Origin of the sequence: Solibacillus sp. FSL W8-0372, assembly GCF_037969735.1 — a bacterium.
In the GTDB taxonomy this organism is placed as follows: domain Bacteria; phylum Bacillota; class Bacilli; order Bacillales_A; family Planococcaceae; genus Solibacillus; species Solibacillus faecavium.
The window spans coordinates 131,063-149,841 of sequence record NZ_CP150204.1 but is presented as its reverse complement, the minus strand read 5'-3'; the positions used below and the strand labels follow the sequence as shown (position 1 = coordinate 149,841).

Genomic DNA, 18,779 nt, shown 5'->3' with positions numbered 1-18,779 from the left:
TGGGAACAACAAAAAAACGTCACATCTTCGTGACGTTTTCGGCTATTTTTTTAATTGAATGACATAAACTTCAGGTAGATTAAAGATTCGATAAGGAAACAGACTATTACCTAGCCCTCTATTTACAATCATCTTCGTTTGTTGTTCTTCAAATATCCCCGCTGAATATTTCGGCATTATGCCTTGCGAAGGTGCAACAAGTCCCCCAATAAAAGGCACTCGAATTTGCCCCCCATGAGCATGGCCCGTCATGACTAGATCAATATTTGCTTTCACATAGGCATCAAACTGTTCTGGTCGATGCGATAACAAAACAGTAAACAAATCCTTATCAATACTTTGCATGGCCTGATCAATTGATCGCCCTACATTCTGTCCCATCAGCGGGTCCTCAATACCAGCTATGACAATCTGTTCCCCATTGCGCTCTAACAACACCGCATCATTTGGCAATACATGGACACCGATCTCTATTAGTGCTGCATAAATTTCATCCATTAAATTCAGCGCAACCTCATGATTACCGATTACATAATAAACATCCGCAATTTCGGTAAATTGACGCACAGCCTGCAAGCTATTTTCCAGATCATAGCGTCTGCTATCAACGATATCACCTGTAATGAAAATAACATCCGGATTGGTAGCCCGTACTTTTTCTACTAAGCGTGACTGATTTTCCCCAAACGTTGCATCATGTAAATCGGTCACCTGCGCAATTCGAAAACCATCAAAGCTCGCAGGAATTTTGTCAGACTCATGGATATGCTCTGTCGTTACAAGCCAATTATTATTAATATATAAAAATATATAGACTACTACTATAAAAATGATTAATTTCAAGATCTTTTTCAACACATAATTCGCTCAATTCATTGTGAGTTTTAAGCAGTCGTTAATACCGCCCATCTTTATCAATAATATTGAACTGTTTCGGAACATTCAAGTGTAAAATACGTTGACCAATTAAATCATGGAGCGGATTATCAAATCGGGAATGAAAACCAACATTTAACAATTGTGAAGAAAAGTTTACCGATTTCATTTTTACCTCTGTATCTGCTTCTAGAATATATAGCTTATTTTCATTCCATTCAATTCGAGGCTCTTCAACAAATGGTGTAATATACACACCATTTAAATAAAGCGGTGTTTCATAATAGGATACGGTTATTTCATTTTCATTCGTTTCTGCCCACGATATATATACAGGTAAGTAATAGCTGTTTTCATTGCGGAGAATTTCAATGTTCTCTACCGTTGCTTCAAATGTCTTAGTAAACTTTAAATGCTCTTCTTTTAAACTTTCATATTTTCGTAACTTTAAATCGCTTGAAAGTTGTTCATTACCAATACGCTGCTCTTGTAAAAACTCCTTGGAAGGCGCTTTAGCGATATCGCCTGACATAAACATTAAATAGACAAAGGCTAGAAGTCCACAACCAAAATAGACAGCGGAAAACACCAATGTCCGCTTTGGTTTCCATATACGGATTTTTGTTATGAAAAAACCTGCTATCGTTACCCCTATAATTAATAAATACAAAAAAACAAAAGCGATACTCATGTGCGCGTCACCTCTCTACGTTGGCGCATCAATACAATGAACAGCCACAATAAAATAATATAAATTGCGCTACGGCCAATAATTTGCAGCGCGCTCCCCCCAAAAAGAATACCCCAAAGTTCAATCGAATACTGGCGAATTAGGAGAAACACCCCTGCACATAAAATCGCAAACACAATTTTCGAAAAATCAAACACAGCATGGATAAAGTAGCCGATGGATGCTGCCAGTAACGAGCAAACCGTAAAACTAATAAATGTTAGCAATGCATATTCCATGCTATGGAATATAAATAAATCACCCGTCCGTAAAATGTCGACCAATATCGAAATCCATAATGTACTGATTGCAGCAACCAATGTAAAAATACATAACACAACTAGGAACAATGCAGATGAAATAGCTTCTGTATAGTTTGTCGTGACAATCGAAAAGTTATCTCGTGAAATGGACTTTGATGCAAGCATCCAACCAAATATAAGCATCATGATGACAGTAAACATAAAGAGGGAATCCAATGTATAATATTGTTCCTTATAATTAACGAATTCGCGTCCCATACCTAAAGTTCCACTTCTTCCACCACCTGATAGTAGTGTCAGTAAAATATATACAATCAGCACCGTACTAAACATTGAACTATATGCCTTACACTTCCACTTCACCTGCTCATAAATATTACGCGCGGGACTCACTGTTACGATAGATGTCATCAATGGATCCTCCTCCTTCCGTTGCTGTTAATACTTTGCATACATCACTTGCGGATAAACTTTGCATCCGGACGTGATCTGGTAATGGCCAATCATTCTTTCCTACAATCGCTTCAAAAATCGGACCATTTTCATATGTAGCAAGTACCTCATACTTTTTTAAAGCAGGCTCCACATTTTCCTTTTGTCCAACAAGCTTTACCGCCAACTCCTGCACTTCCACTACCGGTGCAAATAATGCTACTTTCCCTTCATGAAGCAGTATAATTTCTTCAATTAAATGCTCCATCTCATTTAAGTAATGGCTTGAAATCATGATGACACGCGGATACGCTAAAAAATCCTTTAATATTACTCTGTACATATCATCCCGAATCGTTTCATCCATCCCATTCATTGGCTCATCTAGTAAAGTGATCGCACTGCGGCTGGCAATTCCGTAAATGAGATTGAAGGTCGCCTTCTGACCTTTGGATAATTGGTAATGGTAATTTTTTTCAGAGATATTACTAAATTTCAATAGCTCAAATGCTAGGTCCGTTGCAAAATTTATGTAGAACTTTTCTGCTGATTTAAAAATTTCCCTTAAAGTTAAAACAGCTGGAAATGTCATTCCATCCTCTATAAAAATTGTATTTGCTGCAACCGTTAAGTTTTGAAAAGGCTTTTTACCGAATACTTCTATGTTTCCATTAGAAGCTTTTGCATGACCGGCTATTATCTTTAATAATGTTGATTTTCCTACACCATTCCGCCCGATAAGACCAATTATTTTGGGCTCATCAATTTGAAAAGAAACATCGGTTAAAATCGCTCTCTTCCCATAATGCTTTTCTAACTTCTCAAAGGTAATCATGTCCTCACCCCTCCTGTTGAATATGCTTAATTAGTTTAATCAAATCTTCATCCAGCACGCCTAAACGTTTTGATTCCTGTACAATTTCCTTGGCCATTTTTGTCAGTGTTTCACTGCGCCGTGTTGTTAAAATCCGATGTTTTGCATCCGTTACAACGAACATCCCTAGTCCTCTCTTTTTATATAAAATCTCTTTTTCAACTAGAATCGTTAAGCCCTTCCCTGCTGTTGCTGGATTAATGTTAAAAATTTCTGCCAGCTGATATTGGGAATACACTTTTCCATCCGGAAGCAACCGATCAGCTAATATTTCATTTTCAATCCATTCTGCAATCTGAATATAAATAGGTGCTGTATTTTGACCATTGAAATTCAAGAAAATCCTCCTTTCATTGTTATCCAGTACATTAGTGTTGTAATGTACTATATATAAACTTAGCTTTTTTGTCAATAAAACGAGAAATATTATCCACATATACTATTTATCCACAAAGTTATCCACTTTCGATTGAGTTATACACATTTTAATCACGATTTTTCAACAGGTAGACCAAAACTTATCCACAAACCCTTAGTTAGAGCTCATAAAATATCCTCTATTTCTTTATGGAAATGCCATTTTTATATAATTTTTTACTATAATAAGTATCAATTTTTATAGATTGTGGATAACTAAAAAATTTAGGCAAAAAAAGCATTTTAGAAGTGCCATTCGCCTACTTCTAAAATGCTTTAATTGATATTATTTAATTTCCTTTAAAGTAGCCTCTACTTCTTCTTTTACTTGGATATTTTCTTCGCCAAATAAAATTTCATTTAAGGCATCATCTCCAGAACCTTCTGCTAGCGGTACGCGTGAACGATACGCTGCTCGACATACTAAATGCCCGGCTACCGGTGCTGTGATAAATACGAAAATAATCCCTAAAATTAAGCGAATACTTACATAGCCATCATGAATCCAAAAATACACAAACCCACCAAATAAGCAAAGTAGTACAGAAAGTGTCGCACTTTTCGTGGCAGCATGCGAGCGTGTATATACGTCCGGCAATCGAATCATACCAAATGCACTAATCACGCTCACGATGGCGCCTACTAAAATTAGAAGTGCAGCCATTAACTCAATCAGCTGATTTACGTTCAACAATGACACCTCTTTCGATATATTTCGAGAATGCAATTGTTCCGATAAATGCTAAAATACCTAAAATTAGAATCGCCTCTAAAAACGCCTTTGTATTTAATACGATAGAGACAATCGCAATTGCGGAAATCAAATTAACACCAATGGTATCGAGTGCAATTGCGCGGTCAGGTAGTGACGGTCCTTTTATAACACGATAAAGGGAAAGCGCGATTGCTAGCATAAATAAAACAAGTGCCGTTTTTAAAATCAGATCGATCATTGTGTCACCTCCAAAATGGCACGTTCAAACTTGCCGATTGAACGAATTACCGTTTCTTTCGATTCCTCTATATCCATCGCATGAATATAAAACGTACTGTTATCTTCTGATACTTCCATCACAACAGATCCCGGTGTTAACGTTAATAACAGCGCTAATGTCGTGACTTGGTAGTCGCCTCTCAATTTTGTTTCATAAGTGAAAATACCCGGTGTAATTTTCAGTTGCGGGTCCAACACGTGTTTTAATACAGAAATACTTGATGAAAGCAGCTCTCGAATAAATAAAAGGATGAGCTTGATAATTTTTAACACACGGCGTAAATAAAATTGTGTTCCAAAGAATCGATGCATGGCATATAAAATCAATGTTCCGACTAAAAAGCCTGACATGAATGTCGTAAAATCGGCCGTTGGATCATCTTTCAATAAAAACCAAAGCGTTGCAATAAATAAATTAATAATAAATTGACCTAACATGTGCTCACCCTCCTTTACTTATTCGTATTTAAAATTGCATCGATGTACACAGAAGGGTTCGATAATGTGTAAGCTGCATCATTCACATAAACTGCCAAACCTTCTGCACCAACGCCTAACCCAATAATGAAGATGGCCAATAGTACAAATGAAGCCATTACACTTCGTGGAATCGGCATTTTGTCTTCCTCATTAATCGATGTTTCCCCAAAAAACGAAGCTAGGAAAATACGTAGTAACGAATACATAACGATAATACTTGAGCCAAATGCCAACGCCAGTAAAACATATGATTCCGTTTCAACTGCGCCTTGACCAATCAGCACTTTTCCAATAAAACCACTCAACGGCGGGATACCGACAAGTGCACACATCATAATAAAGAACAGCCACCCGAACAATGGATAAATTCGGATTAATCCATTCATATTTTTCACGACAATCTCACCCGTTACAAGTACCATTGTACCAATGAGTAAAAACAGAAATGCCTTTCCAAGAATGTCGTGAACTAAATAATAAACCGCACCTGCCATAGCTGATTCTGTGCCAATTGCAAGAGCAACTAATATAAAACCAACACTAATAATAACATTGTACGTAGCAATCGTTCGAACGTCTCGTCCCGCTAATGCGCCCATACATCCTGCAATAATCGTTATCCCTGCCATTACCCCAATGATTGTATGAGTAATTTCGGGTTGCAACGGGAACATGAGCATAAATGTACGGAACAATGCATACATGCCGACCTTAGTTAATAATGCAGCAAATAATGCCTGCACAGCTGTAGGTGGAACACTGTAGGAGCCTGGCAGCCAGAAGAACAATAATAAACCAGCCTTTAATCCAAATACAACTAAGAAAGTAAGTGACACGACCGTCAGCAATGGATCTTGCCCTGCCTCTGCCACACGCTGTGCAATATGCGCCATATTAAGCGTCTTTAATGTTCCGTACAAGTATGCTAGTGCAACTAGGAACATCCACGATGCCACAACATTGATTAATACATACTTGATTGACTCCCGGAGCTGAATCTTACCTCCGCCTAAAGCAATCAGTACATATGAAGCAAGAAGCATCACTTCAAAACAAACAAATAGATTGAATATATCACCTGTCAAAAAGGAACCATTCACCCCTGCAATCAAAAACAATACAAAAGGGTAAAAGTACATTTTCTCATGACGCTCACCTATTGTTGAAAATGCATAAATTAAACAAATTGCCGTTACGATACTTGCTGCTAATACGAGCAGTACCGAAAAGGAATCGGCTACAAACAAAATACCAAATGGCGGCATCCATCCACTGAAGTCTAAACGAAGTATTCCTTCATTTTGGATAAGCTGTAATAAGACGACAGAGATGCACGCTACAAAGACCATCGTAACCAAACTTACAATTCGTTGGAGCTTAATATTATTATTTAAAAATACTAATAGTGTTGCCGTAATAATCGGCACAATTAAAGGTAAAACAATTATATTATTCATCAGATGACCCTCCAAGCTCCTCTAGATCATCGGTTCCATTCATTAAGTACATCCGGTAAGCCAGTACTAGTAAAAATGCCGTAACCGCAAAACTAATTACAATCGCTGTTAAAATCAAAGCCTGTGGCAAAGCATCAGTAAACGGAGCTGCCGCCTGTCCTAAAAGCGGAACACTCCCCTTCTTCAAGCCACCAACCGTCAATAATAATAAATGAACGGCATGTGAAAGAATGGCTGTGCCGACAATGACGCGTATTACACTACGAGAGAGGATTAAGTAAGTAGCGACTGCGACTAGAATGCCGACAAGTACAATCATTAATGATTCCATACTATTCATCCTCACTTATATTTAAAATAATCGTTACGAGTGTACCGACGACCGTCAATGCGACACCAGCTTCAAAAATCGTAACAGTAGACAAATGCTTCTCTCCTAATAATGGAAGATCAAAATAACCATCTGCCTGTGTTAAAAAGGGTACATCAAAGAAAATAGAGGCGATGGCCGAACCAGTTGCCAGCAATACCCCGATTGCAGCTACTTTTTTAAAGTCAAACGGCATACCTTTATGGACCGTTTCAATATCGTACGTCAAATACAGAAGGACGATCCCCGAGCCAAGTACTAATCCACCGATGAATCCACCGCCTGGGGCATTATGTCCTGCAAAAAATAAGTACATACCAAGCGTAAAGACGATGAACACAACGCCTCGTACGACTGATTTTAAAATAACATCATTTACTTTCAACGTCTGCATCCCCCTTTTTCGCCTTTAGCTTAATAAGTGTGTAGATGCCTAGACCCGCAATAAAGAGTACAACTACTTCCAGCATCGTATCAAATGCACGGAAATCCCCTAAAATCGTGTTGACGATATTTTGCCCGCCTGCTAAATTATACGAGTCCTCAAAGTACTTCGAAATCGGCTCAAATCGATCGTAGTTCATTACCGCTAAGCCGATAAGTGTAACAGTTGCGCCAACCGCTATGGAAATAGTTATTTTCGCAAATCTCCAGCTCTTCGATATATACTCGTTTTTAAGCTTCGGTAAATATTTAAAAGATAGTAGGAACAGCGCTGTTGTCACAGACTCGACGACCAACTGTGTAAGCGCTAAATCAGGTGCTCTAAACACGACAAAGAAAAATGCTACAGAATATCCGAGTACCCCGTTTAACAGAACTACAGTAATACGCTGTTTTGCAAAAATAATTGCCACGGCAGCCATAATCATAACGAATACTAAAACCAATTCATAAGGCTCGATTACCGAGTCCTTTGAAGGATTCCAGCTAAATGCATCCGCATAAATCATATAACCCGCTAAAAGGGCAACAAAAAACACATAAATATACACGAAATAATAGGTTAAATTACCGTTCATATAACGATTCGTTGCACGTCCTGATACATTCTCACTTGAAGTAATCACACGTTCATACAAAGCGTTTAATGTAAAACTTGGTGGAATCAGCTGATAGATAGGACGCCACTTTTTTAATACTCGGTACAATAGAACCCCTAATAAAATGACACCTGCTGTCATAATAAGCTCTGTATTTATATATCCATGCCATGCCGCAATATGAGGCGTCATATCCTCTACCGACGGAAACATTGGATAGATGCTTGCCATTGCCGGACTTAAAATATAATGTCCCAGCACATTAGGGAAGATAAAAATCCCTACAACAAATGCAATTAAAATATAAGGAGAAATCAACATGCCAAATGGTGCTTCATGCGGCGGCTTCTCCAAACGATCTGGCTGGATTTTGCCGAAGAACGTACGCATAACAATAATGACACAGTAAATAAAGGTGAATATACTTGCTACCCATGCAATAATGGGGAATAAAACTCCGATGCTATTAAGTGAGAAAAGATCCAGCTCGGTAATTTTTAACGTTGCCGTAAAGAACATTTCCTTACTTAAAAAACCATTGAATGGTGGTAATCCCGCCATAGAGGCACTACCGATAACAGCTATCGTAAATGTAAATGGCATAAGTGACATCAATCCACCTAAACGGCGAATGTCACGCGTCCCCACTTCATGATCGACAATACCTACCATCATAAAGAGTGCACCTTTGAACGTTGAGTGATTGATTAAATGGAACAAAGCCGCAAAAGTGGCCTGTGTATAAATGACGGATTCCGTTGAATAACCGGAATGGAGTGCAGCAGAGCCAAGACCAAATAGACACATAATTAATCCAAGCTGGCTAATTGTTGAGTAGGCAAGTAATGCCTTTAAATCGAACTGTTTGACGGCATTAAATGATCCCCAGAATAAAGTAAGGAGACCTACCCCACTTACCGCCCAAAACCATACTTCGTGACCTCCGAAAATAGGCGTTGTACGTGCAACAAGGTAAATACCTGCTTTAACCATAGTGGCAGAGTGCAAATAGGCAGAAACCGGTGTAGGCGCCTCCATTGCATCAGGCAGCCAAATATGGAAAGGAAATTGGGCGGATTTTGTAAATGCCCCTAAAAGCACTAAACACATCGCTGGTACAAAGTATGCACTGGATTGCACAACATCTAAATTTGCGACAATTTCCCGTATACTAAACGTACCGGATGCAACATATAACATTAAAAAACCAGCTAACATCGCAACGCCACCAGATACTGTGATGGTCATTGCTTTTCGTGCACCTGCACGAGAGGCTTTACGGTGATGCCAAAATGCAATTAAAAGGAATGAGGAAACACTCGTTAATTCCCAAAATACATAAAGCACCATTAAATTATCTGAAAGGACGACGCCTAGCATAGCGCCCATGAATAGTAATAAATAACAATAGAAATGGTGTAACGATTCTTTCGTTGATAAATAGAAAATTGAATACAGTATGACTAAACTACCTACCCCAGTAATGAGCAAACTGAATATCATGCTCAATCCATCTAGATACGTAGTAATATTAATACCGAAAGAGGGGATCCACTCAAACGTCTTGACGAATACTTCGCCATTTGCAACTCGAGGGATATATGTAGCTAAAATTGAAAATAAAACGACTGGTACGACTAATACAAACCATCCTAAGTGAACTTTCTTAAAACGGCTGTATATAAACGGGATTAATGCTGCGGCAAGAAACGGCAACACAATGGAAAGCACGACAATCAAAAGCAAAAACCTCCTAAAATAAAGTCAACAAAACTATGTAAACACTAAATTTAATTAATCATACTTGACTATCTATTTAACTCACTTCATAATAATGTGGCATATAGAGATTATATTTATAAATAAATACCATTTTTTTAGACTAAATTGCTGAAAGCAAGAAAAAAATTACGTTGAATTTAGTGATTGTAAATAAACATCACAGAAATAAGTATACAATAATAAAGTGTGCAATGCACTGTAATAGCTTTCGTTTTATCTCAATTATGCTTAATTTCTCAAAATATATTCCGATTCAATAAATTATCATAGGATAAGAAAAAGAGGTGCGAACTAAAATGAAACATGTTAAAGGCCGATTGGATGAAAGTATTTTAGTTTGTGTATATTATGGACAAAATGGTGAGCGATTAATTCGCCGTGGACACAAACTTGCGACATTACTCGACTGCCCATTATATGTGCTGACAGTTGACTCAAAGCCGCTTGACGCTTTTGATGCGGAGAAATCCGGTTACATCGAACAGTGGAAAGAACTAACTGATGAGTTGGATGTGGAAGAGTTCTTCATTAAAGATAATGAAAAACGCCCGATTCATAAAGTGATTACAGAAGTGGCAACAAACTATAATATTACGCAAATCATCGTAGGTCAAAGTGCGCAAAGTCGTTGGGAAGAAATTACGAAAGGCTCGTTTTTAAATGTCCTTTTAAAAGAAGTACCTTTTGTTGATTTCCATATCGTTTCGGTTAAACATCCATCAGACGATGAACTGATCGATATTTTTGAAAAAGGCGTTCGCGCTTATTTAATTAAAGAAAACGGTCATTACAAAATCGCTTTCACTTGTCCTAAAACTGCCTTTATCGAAGGTATTTTCTTTAAGGAAATTGGCACCGATTTTGATAATGGAATCTTTAAATTTAATTTTGACAACAAGATGCAGGAAGTAAATATTACCGAAGCACTAGTAACGGATCCGGATCGTATTCCTCCTGCCTGCCGCTTAGAAAACGAATAACATACATTATCCCCCCTCACCGATTCATACGCGAGGGGGGTTTTTTCTTTAAAAATTAGTTTGCCTTTCGAACCTGGTCTCTCGGCAATAAAAATGCAACGAATAATAATAACGTTAAAACAGACACAGCATTCATCGTAAAGTGAATCCCCATCTCATCAATGAGCTTGCCAATGACAATCGAGCCTATTGCCCCCATACCAAATGCGACACCGATTGTTAACCCAGCCATTGTCCCAATTTTAGACGGAACAAGCTCCTGTGCATAAACGACGGTCACAGTAAAGCTAATCATAATAAGCATACCGATAATAATAAGAAAGAGTAATACAGCTGGTAATGGAATAAATGGCAGTGCTAAGCAAAATGGAATAGGTGCTATAACCGATAGCAGTATAATGTTTTTTCTTCCGAAACGATCCGATAAAGGACCTCCAAAAAAGGTTCCTACTACTCCGAATGCCATAAACACGAAAATAAATAGCTGTCCGCGCTCAACACTCATTCCATATTGCTCGATTAAATAAAATACATAAAAGTTCGTAATATTCGTCACATAAAACGAACGGGCAAAAATGAGTAATAGCAAAACAGTAAGCGCCATTTTTACTTGATTTTTTGTTAAAGGCGGCAATGAGGAAACGAGAACCTTCTTTATGTTGGACTTTTTCTCCGCATCAAGCTGACGTTTATACCACATTGAAATTTTTGTTAACAAGAAAATCCCAATTGACGTGAAAATGAGGATATATGCTACACCATTCATTCCAAACGGTAAGATTAAAAAAGCACTTAATAATGGAGCTAACGCCTGTCCACTATTTCCCCCTACTTGATAAATTGACTGTGCCAATCCACGTTTATTCCCTGCCGCCATGAAAGATACACGCGAGCCCTCAGGATGAAAAATCGCAGAACCGATACCTAAAAAGATGACCGACACTAAAATCATCCAGTACTGTCCTGATAAGATCAGCAATGATAGACCAATAAACGAACTGACCATCCCTATTGGCAATGCATAGGGAAATGGCTTTTTATCCGTCATAAATCCTACAGCTGGTTGTAGTAGGCTTGCAAATATATTGAGGACAAACGAGATCATACCAAGTTGGGTAAACGTTAACCCTAAATCACGTTCCAGTAGCGGAAACATCGCCGGTATAACCGCTTGCATTGTATCATTGATTAAGTGACATATCCCAATTGCTACCATAATGGGATAGACAGGATTTGATTGTTTTTCAATTGTAGCCGACATCTGTTTTCACATTCTTTCTATTAGATAAAGTCGCATATTTCCTTTTATGTTTGCCCATGCTATTCGCTATAAGGAGTGATCATAAATTGGAATTAAACTTATTTGAAATGCTCTGGCGTTCAAGTTGTGCATTTTTTGCTATATTACTACTTGCACGCATAATTGGCAAAAAACAATTAAGCCAGCTTACTTTTTTTCATTATGTAACAGGTATTACATTTGGTTCAATTGCCGCGGAAATCTCCGCTCAGGTAGAGACACCTTTTTTGGATGGACTTATCTCCCTTATATGGTGGGCACTACTTACTCTTTTAGTCAGCTTTATTACACTTAAGTCGAAAAAAGCTCGTGTCTTATTTGATGATAAGCCGACAATCGTCATTCAAAACGGTGTTATTTTGAACGATAATCTCAAAAAGGCAAGGCTTCATACGGATGAACTTGCCATGTTACTAAGAGAGCAAAGTATTTTCGGGTTTGATGAGGTGCAGTTTGCTGTCTTCGAAACAAATGGTGAATTAAGTGTGCTGAAAAAACCACTTGCCCGCACTGCTTCAAAACAGGATGTGAATGTTTCAGCTCCTGCACCACAGTATTTACCAACCGAGGTCATATCAGACGGGAAAATTATTACAAAAAATTTAAATGACCTCCAATTAACAGAAGAATGGCTGCTTAAAAAACTATCCAAGAAAAACTATCATTCCGTTGAAGACCTTTATTATGTTCAAGTTTTAGAAAACGGCTCACTTTATATTAGCGTCAAAAATGCCAGTCCACCTTCCTCATAATATTTTCCTCCTTAAATAAAAAAGAGAGACCGATTTAAACATCGGTCTCTACTGAATAATTAGATCTTTAGTTGGCCCATATTTTTTCGGCTCATGACTATACCAAGAATAGTGGACAAAATCGTCAGACCCACAACCATAAGTACTGTAAGCCAATAAGTTTTCAAAAGTACACTATCTGTTAGAAGCGCTATTCCATAATTCGCAAGCTTCCATGGTGTTAAACTCCAAAAAGCCCCAAACAGTGAATCGATGAACAAACCTAACGATATAATTACAATCGTAACGGCTGCTGCAATCGATGTGTTGAATGCCGCACTCATTGCAACAGTTACAGCCATAACAAATAGTAACCATAGACAATACGTCCCCAACATCGCAAAGAACTTCATCCAATCAACAGTACCATACAACAATGCAGTATAATACATACTCCCCGCATAGCCTGCAATCGCACTAATCATAGCGATGATGCTTGCTACCATCCATTTACTCATGTACATTGCTGTAAAAGAAACAGGACGAACATAGATGAGTGTCGCCGTGCCATTTTGTCGTTCCCGGCTGAATATACCAATATAAGCTGCTATTAAGACGAGTAAACCAATCGACTGAAACTGACCCGTCGAAGCCATTAAAAGGTCGGCTGGCTGTAATTCAGGCATCGTCAACATAAACCCTTCTGGCATATTGCCGACAGCTTTTAAAATATCTTCCATAAAGTAATTCATTATTGGGTCACTAATTCCAAGCAGTATAAATACGAGCGGTATCCATATTAATTTAAAGCTCCGTACACTTTCACGCCATTCCTTTAAAAAAAGTGCTTTAAATTGTTGCATTCTCGCCAGCCACCTTCATAAAGATTTCTTCCAAGCTTGCTGTCTCTCTTTCCACCTTCAATACTTCACATGGTGAAACAGCAAGCTGGTATAAAAGCTGCTGCATAGTCGGACGGTCTTCCAAAATCTCAACATAGACAATATTTCTCGCCCTTTGAGTTTGAAATGCCGTTTGTTCCGTAAACTGCTGTGCTTCGTTCTCATGAGAAAACGTAATTTTATAGCGTGGCTCCTGAAATTTTTCCTTTACTCGCTGCAATGAGCCTTGCTCTACTAATTGTCCGTCACGTAAAAACAATAGTTGATCCGTCATTTCCTCTGCATCATTTAAAATATGTGTCGAATACAATATCGTCGTTTGCTCCTGCACTTCCTTAAGCAAATTCATTACTTCACGACGCCCTACAGGATCCAGTGCTGATACCGGTTCATCCAATAATAAAAGTTTCGGCTTATGAACAAGTGCCTGTGCAATACCCAACCGTTGCTTCATTCCACCTGAAAAAGTGACAGTTTTCTTATTCATGGCGCCCTCTAACCCAACAAACGAAAGCATCTTTTTGCACTCACTTTTTAAAGTACGTTTATCAAGATTACTTAAACTCGCCACCATTTCCATATACTCCAGTGCAGTCAGCCAAGAATAGAATTGTGGATATTGCGGCAAAAAGCCGATTGCACTACGCATATCTTTTATATTAGGCATAATAATTTTTCCACTTGTCGGCTCCATTAAATGGGCTAGCATCGAAAGCGCAGTTGTCTTCCCAGCACCATTTGGACCAATTAGTGCTGTAGACGTGTGCATTGGTAATGAAAACGATAGGCCATCTACTACTTTTTTAGGGCCAAACTGCTTTGTTAAGCCTTCCACTTCAATGCATATCATTGGTTTTTACGTCCAAAAAGAAAATACGCAATTGGCCCAAGCGTATTAACAAATAGTGACACGATAATCCAAAACCATTTTGGTCCGCGGGTTTCATGAATACGAATAATATCAACAATCGCTACTGCCGCCAACACAAACTGCAATACTAATAGCGGGGCAATCAATCCCCAAGGAATATTTGATAAAGCTTCCATCTTACAATTCCTCCTCTAATTTTAAATGATGCTTCAAATTAACGATTAAATTTTTATAACGTACATCTTGCTGGACATTCGCTAACATCGGATTATTGGTGATACCATCTATTATTGACCGTCTTATTGTTTCCTCATCACGGGGGGCTTGCGAACTAAGCATTACTTCCCTTGCAATCCACCCGTCCAGTAAATAAAAATAATCATCGCCTACAAGCTGAAGAGGGAAATTAATTTTCATACAAATTTTCACATAGCACTCAACACAACGAAGGGCCTGCTCTATATTATTTTGTGCTGCATATCCGCTTGAAGCCCGTATATAAAATAGGAGTGCTGTATGAGCATTTAATTTTCCAATATTAAAGGTTTCGATCATTGTTTCGATACGGCGAACGGATTGTTCAAAATATGCCTCATTGTCTGCTTCTAACATTAATGCTTCACTCGCATTTGAAATGACACATAACAATTGCTGGTACATATTGACCTGGAAAATTTCCTTCGCCTTCTCCGTGTTGCCGAGCATCATTTGGGCTGTTGCGATTAACTGTTCATTCCCTAGCTGAATAATTGCATCTTCTCCTAAAAGCTCAAGTACTTGTTGGGGCTCCCCTTTTAAAATATACGTAAGGGCCTCCAGTAAATTTGCTTCATTTGTCAGTTTATAATCTCCACTAAACTCCTTTACACGGATGCAAAGTCCTTGGATTTTTTTAGTTACCTGCTCTTTGTCATCGGCCTTGTTGAAATAATTCACATAAAGTTGCGCCATCTTCAGCAAAAAAGGAAAGCAAGAATAATATTCCTCAATGAGTAACTCAATATCCCTATTTACATCTTCAAACGGCTCTTTCGAAAATCTTCGAGCCAACTCCTCATACATATTCATAATCCGCTCATTCGTCAACTGTGGTTTATACCCTAACAATTCATCAATCGATACGTTAAAATATGTTGCAAGCTTTGGCAATATTGATATGTCGGGATAACTTTGCCCTTTCTCCCATTTCGACACAGCTGCTCTGGAAACCCCCATAAAACGAGCAATATCCTCTTGTGTTACATTTAATTTTTTTCGATTATTCATAAAAATGGTCGCAAATTGAAAGTTATCCATCCCTTCACCTCTTAACCTAATTATAAGAAGAAATGATACGTTTTTATAGCGACTAATTGTTTCAATTTAATGATTTTGTCAACTAATGGTTTCTTCACAACAAAAAAAACAGGCTGTCCACTAGCTAGACACCCTGCATATTTTCTACTATTTAATTAAATGTTTTATATCTTCATAGTTTGGCAGTGCAGTTAATGCACCCGCCTTTGTTGCAGCCATTGCGCCTAGCTTATTACCAAATGCCACACAGTCTACTAAATCCTCTTTCACTGTTGGCAGTCCATTGAAATGTACATAGCGTAGGACACCGGCCATAAATGCATCTCCAGCACCTGTTGTGTCTACTGGAACAACGCGATCAACAGGGACATGTGTAACTTCACCATTGAGTACAGCATAGGCACCGTCAGCACCTACTGTAATTAAAACAATCGGTACTAATAGCTCGTCCAGCTTTTGTAAGCCTTCTTCAATTGTTGTTGTTTCTGTTAAGAAAAACAACTCTTCATCTGTCAGCTTTAAAATGTCGGCATCTTCAAAAAATGATGCAACCGTTTCGCGGCAAATTTCTTCGGATTCCCAACGTAATGGACGAATATTCGCATCGATAGCGATAATCGCTCCTTTATCCTTAGCCATTTCTACAGCAGCACGTGTCGTTTTTAAAGCTGTTTCTTCAAACATTGTTCCTGAACATACATTTAAAATAGAAGCACGCTTGAAAGCTTCCTCATTCAATTGCTCAGGTGTTACTTGTAAATTCGGCGTCTCATCGACATAATCTTTAAATACTCGCTCACAGTTTTCTGTTAAATGCACGTATACTCCACTTACACGCTTTTTCGCATCAAATACTGCAAAATCTAAATTGACGCCTTCTTTTGAGATCTCCTGGCGACAAAATTCCGATGTTTCGTCATCCCCTGTAATGGTAATAAGGGCTGACGGAGCACCAATTCGACTAATTCCCGCGGCTACATTGATTGTTGCGCCACCCAAAAACTTCGTGAATGACGTATTCGTTTTGTCATTTGCAATATAATCAACGAATGCATCTCCATAAACTAAGATGAATTCTTTGTCTAATTGACTCATTAATTGTCTAACCTCCGACGTTTTATGTTCTTACTAATTTACCATAGAAAAGAACGATTTATAAAACTTTATACTATTCTGACACTAATCGTTTTTTCGCTTACTATATTTATTTCTGTTATACTGTGTTTCGGTAAGGAGAGGATTTTGATGACGATTATTATTCGAAATGCGGAAATAAAAGATGCCGCTGCTATTGCCCCTTTAATTTATGACGCTATTGGCGACATTGCAAATAATTTGACTGGACAAGACGTCCCTCAAAAAATATTAGCATCTTTAGAACAGTTAGTTACAGAAACAACGAATCGACATAGCTATTTAAATACATACGTAGCTGAGAGAAATGACGAAATATTGGGGATTGTCGTGTTATATGACGGACATCTTGGGAAAAAGCTGGATAGTCAACTGGAAGCACAGCTAGCTGAAAAAGGCATCCCTATTACGTTAGATGTTGAGGCTCATATGGATGAATATTATATTGATACAATTTGTGTTTCTAAAGATGCACGCGGTCTTGGTATTGGAACGCGCCTTTTGCAGTTTGCTGAACAAAAGGGTAAGCAATTAGGCTACAGCAAAATTTCTTTAAATGTGGAATTGGAGAAGATTGATGCTAGACGCTTATATGAACGGATGGGCTACTCTACAACCGAAAGCTGGACAATTATTAACGAACCATTTCATCATATGGTGAAATCGCTATAGAATAGGAAGAAACACAATGAAACAAAATTGGATTTACTCACTGCTTGTTGTTATTGCGGCAAGCAGTTATGGCGTACTATCTACTATAGTAAAAGTTGCCATGCAGCATGGCTATACAACAGCAGAAGCTGTCACTAGCCAATACTTTTTCGGCTTTTTAATGGCCCTTTTATTATTTATTTTAACACAGCGAACATTACCGAACATTACAAAGTCCGGTGCAGTGACCCTAATCTTTGCCGGTATATTTACTGCCCTTACAGGAATTGTCTACGGTCAATCGCTAAATTATTTACCGGCCTCACTAGCGGTCGTCATGCTTTTCCAATTTACTTGGATTGGACTCTTTATGAATTGCTTCGTAAGTAGACGATTACCGAGCCGTATTGAGCTATTCTCTTTAGCCTTCTTACTTGCGGGAACGATTTTAGCCGCTGGTATTATCGATGTAGATTTGTCCCAAATTGCTTGGCAAGGATGGGCACTAGGCTTAGCAGCTGCTTTTACTTTTGCCGCCTTTCTACAGATTAATGCCCGTAAAGTTGAGGGTGTGACAATGGTTGGTAGAACATTTATTTTATCCGTTATTGCGCTCCTTGTTATTTCAATCTTTTTAACACCTGAAATTATCTGGAACGGGCAATTAGGTACCGGACTATGGAAGTTTGGGATGGCACTTGGTTTATTCGGTATTATTTTACCTATTTTATTATTCTCGATTGCTGCACCTAAAGTTGGCGGAGCACTCGTTTCAATTTTAAGTGCGATGGAACTGCCGGTAGCCATTATCGTATCCGTCATTGTATTAAATGAAAGCTTAACGATGATTCAAGTTGGCGGAATTATTCTCGTTTTATTCGGCATGGTATTGCCTTCCTATTTTACTGCAAAGAAAATGCGTGCAATAGAAAAGAAGAACAATGAAACGAACTCCATTTAAAAGAGCTGTTGTCTGTATTTTTACAGGCAGCAGCTTTTTTAGTTGCAGAGCTTTAATTTTATTTGAACAAATGTTGTAGATATTAGAAACTTCTCCGGTGATATTAGAACATCTGTACCCTTTTATAGAAAGTTTCCATCACTTATTTGAACAACTGAAATAGATTTTAGAAAATCAGGTCTTTATTAAAACTTTTATACATATATTAGAAGATTTTAAATAATTATTAGATAAT

The 18,779-nt window shown here is 38.1% G+C and carries 22 protein-coding genes; 4 read left to right on the top strand and 18 right to left on the bottom strand.

Translation table 11 applies throughout. The annotated features are described in order from the left end of the window. Positions 1-42: 42 nt before the first annotated feature. The 12 genes from MKY13_RS00755 to MKY13_RS00700 all read right to left on the bottom strand — a co-directional run bounded on the left by MKY13_RS00755 (position 43) and on the right by MKY13_RS00700 (position 9,676). Positions 43-855: a metallophosphoesterase gene (locus tag MKY13_RS00755; RefSeq protein ID WP_191701694.1), complete on the bottom strand. Its 813-nt coding sequence runs from the start codon at positions 853-855 to the stop codon at positions 43-45. Between the two features lie 40 nt (positions 856-895). Further along, a complete protein-coding gene (locus MKY13_RS00750; RefSeq protein ID WP_225231389.1) occupies positions 896-1,546 on the bottom strand; it encodes a DUF3292 domain-containing protein in 651 nt (216 codons plus the stop codon). Positions 1,547-1,563: 17 nt separating this feature from the next. Then, entirely contained in the window at positions 1,564-2,280 is a 717-nt protein-coding gene (locus MKY13_RS00745) for a silver transporter (RefSeq protein ID WP_191701661.1), read from the bottom strand. Further along, a complete protein-coding gene (locus MKY13_RS00740) occupies positions 2,246-3,136 on the bottom strand; it encodes an ABC transporter ATP-binding protein (RefSeq protein WP_191701662.1) in 891 nt (296 codons plus the stop codon). Before MKY13_RS00740 ends, MKY13_RS00745 begins: the two co-directional genes overlap by 35 nt. Positions 3,137-3,140: 4 nt before the next feature. Next, complete coding sequence (locus tag MKY13_RS00735; protein ID WP_191701663.1) at positions 3,141-3,512, bottom strand: GntR family transcriptional regulator; 372 nt, start codon at positions 3,510-3,512, stop codon at positions 3,141-3,143. 366 nt (positions 3,513-3,878) lie between these two features. After that, positions 3,879-4,283, bottom strand: a complete 405-nt coding sequence (locus tag MKY13_RS00730) for a Na+/H+ antiporter subunit G (protein ID WP_191701664.1) — start codon at positions 4,281-4,283, stop codon at positions 3,879-3,881. After that, positions 4,261-4,545: a Na(+)/H(+) antiporter subunit F1 gene (locus tag MKY13_RS00725; RefSeq protein WP_191701665.1), complete on the bottom strand. Its 285-nt coding sequence runs from the start codon at positions 4,543-4,545 to the stop codon at positions 4,261-4,263. The genes MKY13_RS00730 and MKY13_RS00725 overlap by 23 nt, the downstream gene beginning before the upstream one ends. Next, on the bottom strand, positions 4,542-5,024 hold the full coding sequence (locus MKY13_RS00720; protein ID WP_191701666.1) for a Na+/H+ antiporter subunit E: 483 nt from the start codon (positions 5,022-5,024) through the stop codon (positions 4,542-4,544). The genes MKY13_RS00725 and MKY13_RS00720 overlap by 4 nt, the downstream gene beginning before the upstream one ends. 14 nt (positions 5,025-5,038) lie before the next feature. Next, on the bottom strand, positions 5,039-6,523 hold the full coding sequence (locus tag MKY13_RS00715; protein ID WP_191701667.1) for a Na+/H+ antiporter subunit D: 1,485 nt from the start codon (positions 6,521-6,523) through the stop codon (positions 5,039-5,041). Next, entirely contained in the window at positions 6,516-6,854 is a 339-nt protein-coding gene (locus MKY13_RS00710) for a Na(+)/H(+) antiporter subunit C (protein WP_191701668.1), read from the bottom strand. Before MKY13_RS00710 ends, MKY13_RS00715 begins: the two co-directional genes overlap by 8 nt. 1 nt (position 6,855) lies before the next feature. Continuing rightward, positions 6,856-7,278, bottom strand: a complete 423-nt coding sequence (locus tag MKY13_RS00705) for a Na(+)/H(+) antiporter subunit B (RefSeq protein ID WP_191701669.1) — start codon at positions 7,276-7,278, stop codon at positions 6,856-6,858. Further along, complete coding sequence (locus MKY13_RS00700) at positions 7,265-9,676, bottom strand: Na+/H+ antiporter subunit A (RefSeq protein ID WP_191701670.1); 2,412 nt, start codon at positions 9,674-9,676, stop codon at positions 7,265-7,267. Before MKY13_RS00700 ends, MKY13_RS00705 begins: the two co-directional genes overlap by 14 nt. A 338-nt stretch (positions 9,677-10,014) precedes the next feature. Between MKY13_RS00700 and MKY13_RS00695 the strand changes: the two genes are divergently transcribed. Continuing rightward, positions 10,015-10,698 carry a histidine kinase gene (locus MKY13_RS00695; RefSeq protein WP_191701671.1) on the top strand — a complete coding sequence of 228 codons (684 nt, stop codon included), beginning with the start codon at positions 10,015-10,017 and terminating at the stop codon, positions 10,696-10,698. A gap of 55 nt (positions 10,699-10,753) precedes the next feature. On the opposite strand, the gene MKY13_RS00690 is transcribed toward MKY13_RS00695, so the two are convergent. Then, positions 10,754-11,959, bottom strand: coding sequence for an MFS transporter (locus tag MKY13_RS00690; RefSeq protein ID WP_191701672.1), 1,206 nt, complete (start codon positions 11,957-11,959; stop codon positions 10,754-10,756). A 107-nt stretch (positions 11,960-12,066) separates the two neighbouring features. Here MKY13_RS00690 and MKY13_RS00685 point away from each other — a divergent pair, with 107 nt between their 5' ends. Next, on the top strand, positions 12,067-12,750 hold the full coding sequence (locus tag MKY13_RS00685; RefSeq protein ID WP_339216813.1) for a DUF421 domain-containing protein: 684 nt from the start codon (positions 12,067-12,069) through the stop codon (positions 12,748-12,750). 59 nt (positions 12,751-12,809) lie between these two features. Here the strand turns inward: MKY13_RS00685 and MKY13_RS00680 are convergent, their stop codons facing one another. From MKY13_RS00680 to MKY13_RS00660, 5 genes are all read right to left on the bottom strand, one after another. Beyond that, complete coding sequence (locus MKY13_RS00680; RefSeq protein ID WP_339214704.1) at positions 12,810-13,592, bottom strand: ABC transporter permease subunit; 783 nt, start codon at positions 13,590-13,592, stop codon at positions 12,810-12,812. Further along, complete coding sequence (locus MKY13_RS00675) at positions 13,579-14,481, bottom strand: ABC transporter ATP-binding protein (RefSeq protein WP_191701674.1); 903 nt, start codon at positions 14,479-14,481, stop codon at positions 13,579-13,581. The genes MKY13_RS00680 and MKY13_RS00675 overlap by 14 nt, the downstream gene beginning before the upstream one ends. Then, positions 14,478-14,678 carry a PLD nuclease N-terminal domain-containing protein gene (locus tag MKY13_RS00670; RefSeq protein ID WP_339214702.1) on the bottom strand — a complete coding sequence of 67 codons (201 nt, stop codon included), beginning with the start codon at positions 14,676-14,678 and terminating at the stop codon, positions 14,478-14,480. Before MKY13_RS00670 ends, MKY13_RS00675 begins: the two co-directional genes overlap by 4 nt. Position 14,679: 1 nt before the next feature. Then, complete coding sequence (locus tag MKY13_RS00665; RefSeq protein ID WP_339214700.1) at positions 14,680-15,798, bottom strand: helix-turn-helix domain-containing protein; 1,119 nt, start codon at positions 15,796-15,798, stop codon at positions 14,680-14,682. Positions 15,799-15,945: 147 nt separating this feature from the next. Further along, positions 15,946-16,893 carry a carbohydrate kinase gene (locus tag MKY13_RS00660; protein ID WP_191701677.1) on the bottom strand — a complete coding sequence of 316 codons (948 nt, stop codon included), beginning with the start codon at positions 16,891-16,893 and terminating at the stop codon, positions 15,946-15,948. Positions 16,894-17,043: 150 nt separating this feature from the next. On the opposite strand from MKY13_RS00660, the gene MKY13_RS00655 reads away from it, so the two are divergent. After that, a complete protein-coding gene (locus MKY13_RS00655; protein WP_339214698.1) occupies positions 17,044-17,604 on the top strand; it encodes a GNAT family N-acetyltransferase in 561 nt (186 codons plus the stop codon). Positions 17,605-17,620: 16 nt separating this feature from the next. Next, the gene (locus MKY13_RS00650) at positions 17,621-18,544 is read left to right on the top strand and encodes a DMT family transporter (protein WP_339214696.1); all 924 of its coding nucleotides are present in this window, start codon (positions 17,621-17,623) and stop codon (positions 18,542-18,544) included. Positions 18,545-18,779 lie beyond the last annotated feature (235 nt).